The sequence below is a fragment of the Xenorhabdus kozodoii genome, from assembly GCF_002632875.1.
In the GTDB taxonomy this organism is placed as follows: domain Bacteria; phylum Pseudomonadota; class Gammaproteobacteria; order Enterobacterales; family Enterobacteriaceae; genus Xenorhabdus; species Xenorhabdus kozodoii.
In genome coordinates this window covers 1-6,382 of record NZ_NJCX01000029.1, presented here as the reverse complement: position 1 = coordinate 6,382, position 6,382 = coordinate 1, and the positions used below count along the sequence as shown (strand labels likewise).

Sequence of the window (6,382 nt, the reverse complement as noted above, 5' to 3'; positions counted from 1 at the left end):
TTTCATGTTACATTACCCGAAAAAGCACAGGAATTGACCACCCGGTTGACAGATAATTTCCAGACTTTAATTCCTGCATCTTCAAGTTAATTGCGTATAAATAGAGTGTGATAATGGCCTCATTTTGGGCAGGTTGCTCGCGGTGTATTTCAATGGGTTGCATTAAATAGCTCCTGTAATGCAGGCCATGAACGTTTGCTTTGGGCATTCAGGGGAATGGCTTCAACGATTCGCCAATAACGTGGTAATGCGACAGATTCCAGCCAAGGCTTTAACTGATGCCGCCAATTTTGTGACAGTTCACGAATGCCTTGCTGTTGGTAACGTTTGTAGGTTTCGTGATCTAAAACGACGACCGCACCGACGTTATTACGTTTACCTCGGTTAACGAGCAAGGTAGCCGCGTCGGTGATCCCTGCAATGTCACACAGGCGACGTTCTATTTCCGATAGGGAAATACGTTTTTCTTCAATTTTCACCAGACGATCTCGACGCCCCAATAAAACAAAGTGACCTTGGTCATCAAAGGCCAATTGATCATCTAGAATTAAACCAAAAGGATCAGAAAGTAGCGGAGAATAGACGCGTACCCCCTTTTCTTCATCTTTCTGGAATGAAACTCCCTCAAATGTCGTCCAAACCTTATTGTCCGTTTTACGGCTTCGCCAGGCCATGACGCCGGTTTCGGTACAGCCATAAATTTCATAGGGAGGAATGTTGAACCACTTCATTGCCTGTTCCGCATGGGTAGAGTGCAAAGGTCCACCCGCAGAAACGACAAAAGTGCAATCAGGGGCGGGGAGTTTTTCATCTAGCCGTTGCAGAAAGGCAGGGCTACTGATTAGCGCACAGCGCTGACTATGGGTAAGTTGTTCGGGAAATTCCACCATCTTGCGTTCGAAGGGTAAACCCAGTGACATGGGTAGCCAGATGCGGAAAGTCAATCCATACAAATGCTGGTGGCTGACTGAGGATTTGACAACGCAGGATTGCAGTTTATCTCCCCACAGAGAAGCCAGCCATTGGGATTCAAGATCCATGACTGCAATGGATTTGACTATTTGTTGAGGAATACCCGTAGAACCCGAAGTGAACATCACCAACGTGGCATCAGGAGAGATGGCTGGCAATGTGATGTTAAGTGAGGCTTTTTCTGTGGCATCAGTTTCTGGAATAGATGATGTAACCTGCCAGCAAGGGCAAGATAAGGCCAGAGGTAAATCGGTCAACACACCATCAAACAGAGGCTGCTGCTCCTGTAATTGGGCTTCGCGGCAATGACCCGGAATGACGGGGATTTTGCCGGCATGAAGTGTTGCCAGCAAGGCGACACAAAAGTCATAACTATCGTCAAAACACAAAGCCCAGCGGGCAGTTACATGTCTTGGGGTTTTTATCTGTTGGTTTTTTAGGCGTAAATATAACGTCGTTACATCTTGCCGGAGTTTATTCAGGTTGATCGCGTGGTTGCCCAAACTGACTAGCCGGTCGGGACAATTACCCTCTGATAACCATTGGGATATGGGTTGCGCTTTCATCATTTTTTTACCCATTGGCGTACCAACCATTCAATGGAAATGAGCAATCCAATGAGTAGATAACTCGCCATTCCGTTCCATAATGTCCACAAAGTCATATTGTTATACAGGCAAGTTCCAAGTGACACTGAGCCATTGAAGATAAAGAACAGGCACCAAATATAGGTGACCTTCCGCGTATAGATAATGCCCTTTGGGGGTAAGTTAGGCTCTTTGATACGGGCCATCTTTTCAATAATGGGAGTCCCGTAACGCAATGAGCGGCTAAACAGGATCAGCAGAACGGCATTAACGACCACGGGGTAGTACATCAGAAGTTGGTGGTTGCGAAGAAATAAGCTGGTTAGCCCCAAGGTTATCCCTGCTATGGATAATATCCATCCCGTTTTTTGCTGACGGTGAGTCTGATGTTTGTTTGACAATAATCGCAAAACAAAAAACAGCACAATAACAATCAATATGGCATGAAATTGTCCATAGTTAACCATCGCCCAGACTAAAAAAGGCCAGGCGATTAACATGACGGCATTGACAATACGGAGCAATAAAATTAACGGATTCAATTAACTATCCAAATATTCGTTGCTTGTTTCTGTTTTACTGGTTATTTATTGTTGATTATCACTCTTTCAACAATTGTTCCACCGCATCCACGACATCCTGCACGGTGCGAACAGACTTGAATGTTTCAGGTTTGATTTTCCGCCCGGTTTTCTTCTGCAAATGTACAACCATATCAACGGCATCAATGCTATCTAACTCCAGATCTTCATAGAGTCGTGATTCAGGTGTAATGTCTTCAGGAGACAGCTCAAACAACTGAACCAATAGCTGGGAGATTTCCTGAAAAATCGTTTGTTTTTCCATGATGACACCTGTTCTTATGCTTGTTGTGACTGGATATAAGTTGCTAACGTAGCGACAGAAGTGAAATGTTGACGCATCTCTTCACTCTCAGAGGACAATACAATGCCATAGCAGTTTTTTACTGCCAGCCCCAGTTCCAGAGCATCGATTGAATCTAAACCTAAGCCGTCACCAAACAGGGGAGCATCGCTTTCAATATCCGCAGGTGTAAGATCTTCCAAATTCAGGGTGTCTATAATTAATTGTTTTATTTCAATATGTAACTCTTGCATTATTGTATCCGACATCTATTAGTTTGATGGTGTTAGTAATTGCGTAAGCTGGCGATTGAGTTGGCGGGCGGCGATGGCATGCCCGTTTTCTTTATCAACAGCAAAATTATCATGAGTGAGTTGTTCACCAATAGTGATGGTATAAATAGGTTTTTTCGGTGGGATTTGATACCACTTGCTTTTTTTATCCAGCATTTTTTGGCTGCAAGTAATATGTATGATCCGTAAATCGCACTCACATCGCACGGCGATATTGGCCGCCCCGCGTTGAAGTGAAATAGGCTGGCCGGGTGTTGTACGGGTTCCTTCAGGAAAAATCAGGATATTGTGACCAGAAGCCAGTCGTTCCTGACAGACAGGAATTAAAGTTTCTGCATTACTGTTGATTGGGTAACGTGCAGAACAAATTACACCGCTGATAAAAGGATTGCGCAGTAATGCAGATTTTACGATGCAATCCACATTTGGCAGTTTCGATGCCAGAATAACGTAATCCAGCAAAGTCGGGTGATTAGCCACAATCAGGCAACCTCTATCCGCCTGAATTTTATCCAGTCCATTGAATTGGTAATCTAATACTCCCAATTTTCTGGTCAACAAAAGGAACAGCCGAAAACTGAATGAAATGCTATGGCGTGCAAGATGGCAGCGTTTACCTTCATTGCGTTGGAAAATCTGCAATAAATTAAACCAAATAAGAGAGAGCAGTACCCCACCTACGCCAAACAGGACAAAACAAAATCCGGTCATAAGCAGACGCCAAAGCCAATTCATGTGTCCAGTGATATGGATTGAAATCCTTTTCATCATCTCATCGGCTCCAATTCCACTGACAATGATCCCCTAAGACAGTGAAGTTCGGTTCATTTCGTACCCAGCCATGAAGAAACTGGAGGCTTTGGGGAAGGCTTGGTTCAGTGTTCGCGGAAGGCTGTTTTGTACAACGTAAGCCAGTACCTTGTTCCAGTAGCAGAGCTACCGCAAATGAGTAGGTTGGGGTATTGGCATCAATGACATTGTGATAAAAGCCAGGGATCTCTCCTTCAAAATCGACAAGCAGGACTTTACGATGACCCGCATAGAGCAGTGTCAAAGCCTCAAATAGCCCTTGCTGGAAACTGTCAATACCGGCCGAAACGGAAGAGGAAACCAAGGGGGCTTTAGCGACAATGGTCAGGTTGCCGACAGAGGAGTTATGAACGGACATGGCAAAATTGGTTGGCGAAACATTCTCTTTTCGCGCCAGATTTTGCAATATTTGATAATTGCGCTCCAACTCGCCATGACGGCTGGTATAGACAATGGCATCGACTTGATTGCGCCGCAGGATGCTCAAACCACAGTCCACGGCAAGGCGGCTACCGGAGCTTAAACGGCGAGCTGTCATCATCGGTAATTGGGCACATTTTTCTAATGGCCGTGATTGATCAATAGTGGCGGGTAATATCGCAGACCATTCCTTCCACTCTTCAATATGAGAAAGTCCAGGGGCGATGGCTTGCCAGTCTGTAATATCCAATGTCAATTTCATGAAATACCGTTTGTTACTGTTTTTTGCAGATCAGTAGGGTGTGGCCCAACCCTAATTGGTCAATCTGTTTTTCTATTACTAACCCAGCTTGATTCAGGAATCGGGTAAAATCTTTAATGCTGTAAAAACGGCTATTACCATTTGCCATACAAGTAAAATAGAGCGAGGTAGCATTAAGGCTATAAGCGGCTGCTTCAAAAGGCTGGCAGTCCCAAAATAACTCCATGATACAAATTCGAGCATCAGGTTTCATCGCCGCGGAGATCTTGCGTAGGATCCCGATAATTTGTGTTTTGGAAAAACAATCCAGAAATTGACTCATCCACCAAATATCGGCTTCTGTGGGTAAGTTGGCATCCGATAACATATCAACCGAATGGCCGAAAATACGATTAGTCATTCCCTGGCTGCGAATATTTTCTTCAGCCAATTTTATTTGCTGGGGTAAATCCAAAATTGTAACGCTGACTTTACTGTCATATTGGCAACAGCGCAATGCCCATTTTCCAGTATTGCCACCAACATCATAAATCACTTTAGGCATCATGGAAAAAACAGCTTTCAAAGCTGCATTAAAGGCGGAATCAGAATAAAAATGGTCAAATGAAAACCAGCTTGTTTTGGCGGGTTCAGGTAATTGGCTTAGGGCAGGATAAATCGTTGACCATTCACCGAACACTTTTAATCCGGCTGGCTTATTTTTCAGAAGAGACTCTTTGAGGTGAAATAACCCTTGATAACAAACATCTTGAGTAAAATCCATATTGACGCGAGTCATCTTGTCATGTAGTAAATAATGGCCAATTTTACTGATGAAGTAGCGTTCATCTTGCTTGGTAATAATTCTTCCACTCAATCCCATATCTAGCAAAATACCCACGCCGTAGCTGTCTAATTCGGAATTTCTGCAAATATCATCTTTAGTTGCACCATTTTTATGGTTTTTATCCAGAAAAGATAAAATTCCGCAATCACGCAGTCCGATTGCAGTTTGAAATAGCATAGGGGCGAAAGCAATGCGCTGAGCTTCTGTAATCGCTTCAAGTGCACTGAGTTCATCTTTGTCATAATGATAGGACGCGGTCATATATCCAGATATCCGATATGTCTATAGCCAGAAAGTGAATTGACGAACTAAGGCCTATCTCATCAGGATGTTTTCATCGATTGGGATAGGCCTGGAATTTGATGTTTATTGATTAGCCATCAGGGCTAAGTTTAATTGAATATCTTTATCCAGATTATTAACCCAGCGATTATAGTTACGGTGAATTTTCCCGTCACTTTCTCTTAGCTGATGACTCTTGACATAATTAATGGAGTAGTTTTTGGCGGTATAGTTGATACGTATTTGCACGTCATGTTTGCGATTTTTCAGGAAGCCATCAATAACGCCAGGAGAGACTTCTGTCATTACCCATTTGCGTTTCTTACCCGCCTCTAAAATGGCTTTTTTTACGGAAGGTAGTGAATTTTTCGTCACGATGGCAGTTTGGGGAGTTAATATTGGTACATTACGCGCACAGCCTGCAAGCGTAACAATGCAAGCCAGGCTGATTAATAGCTTATGTGAAATTTTCATTGTTTTTCTCTTGTTAGGTAAGATGAAATAGTTACATTGTGCAGGATAGTTTAAAAAAATTCTGGCAATACCGCTACATCTATCACTTCATTGTGGTTTTTATTGAGGATGTTTCAGATTATCGTTTAGTTTTGTTTCTATTTCTTATTGTATTCTTGAAATTATTAACTGTAATAATGTGTATTTTTATTTATTTTGTCTGTCAGTTTTAAATTGGATGGGGGAATGTTTATTTTGATGTTTTTTCTTATGTTATTTTTATGAATGTTAACGTTGATATTGATTTGGTGAATGTTGTTTGTAATATGAATTATAAAAACCCTGTTGATATTAACTAAATATTATTTATTGATTTTTAATATTAACTATTAGGTATTATTTTTCAATAACGAATCGATGTACTTTACAGGGCAAGAGCGTGAATGTTCACTTCTTGCCTAACGCCTTAAATCCTGCGACTAAGACCTTATCCAAATAGTTAATATCCATACTCGCAAACCGCCTTTTTCGGCGAATGCTGGCTTTTTTGGTTGTTTCTGCCCGCAACATATTGACACTCATGTGACGCATACATCCCAATATTTCAGCCGAT

8 protein-coding genes and 1 pseudogene are annotated in these 6,382 nt (G+C 42.3%); all 9 read right to left on the bottom strand.

What is annotated here, in order from left to right; translation table 11 throughout:
• Positions 1 to 149: 149 nt before the first annotated feature.
• Positions 150 to 1,541, bottom strand: a complete 1,392-nt coding sequence (locus Xkoz_RS16500) for an AMP-binding protein (protein ID WP_099143116.1) — start codon at positions 1,539 to 1,541, stop codon at positions 150 to 152.
• Positions 1,538 to 2,101 (bottom strand): COG4648 family protein, encoded by a 564-nt coding sequence (locus Xkoz_RS16495; protein WP_099143114.1) that lies wholly within the window; start codon positions 2,099 to 2,101, stop codon positions 1,538 to 1,540. Before Xkoz_RS16495 ends, Xkoz_RS16500 begins: the two co-directional genes overlap by 4 nt.
• Positions 2,102 to 2,159: 58 nt before the next feature.
• Positions 2,160 to 2,408 (bottom strand): acyl carrier protein, encoded by a 249-nt coding sequence (locus tag Xkoz_RS16490; protein ID WP_099143113.1) that lies wholly within the window; start codon positions 2,406 to 2,408, stop codon positions 2,160 to 2,162.
• Positions 2,409 to 2,419: 11 nt separating this feature from the next.
• Positions 2,420 to 2,677, bottom strand: a complete 258-nt coding sequence (locus tag Xkoz_RS16485) for a phosphopantetheine-binding protein (RefSeq protein WP_099143112.1) — start codon at positions 2,675 to 2,677, stop codon at positions 2,420 to 2,422.
• 18 nt (positions 2,678 to 2,695) lie between these two features.
• Positions 2,696 to 3,487: a lysophospholipid acyltransferase family protein gene (locus tag Xkoz_RS16480; protein ID WP_244183497.1), complete on the bottom strand. Its 792-nt coding sequence runs from the start codon at positions 3,485 to 3,487 to the stop codon at positions 2,696 to 2,698.
• A 1-nt stretch (position 3,488) separates the two neighbouring features.
• Positions 3,489 to 4,208, bottom strand: coding sequence for a beta-ketoacyl synthase chain length factor (locus Xkoz_RS16475; protein ID WP_099143111.1), 720 nt, complete (start codon positions 4,206 to 4,208; stop codon positions 3,489 to 3,491).
• A gap of 13 nt (positions 4,209 to 4,221) precedes the next feature.
• The gene (locus tag Xkoz_RS16470; RefSeq protein WP_099143110.1) at positions 4,222 to 5,295 is read right to left on the bottom strand and encodes a methyltransferase; all 1,074 of its coding nucleotides are present in this window, start codon (positions 5,293 to 5,295) and stop codon (positions 4,222 to 4,224) included.
• Positions 5,296 to 5,400: 105 nt separating this feature from the next.
• Entirely contained in the window at positions 5,401 to 5,790 is a 390-nt protein-coding gene (locus Xkoz_RS16465; RefSeq protein ID WP_099143109.1) for a hypothetical protein, read from the bottom strand.
• A gap of 426 nt (positions 5,791 to 6,216) precedes the next feature.
• A pseudogene (locus Xkoz_RS23300) lies at positions 6,217 to 6,382 on the bottom strand (ISAs1 family transposase); the annotation flags it as partial.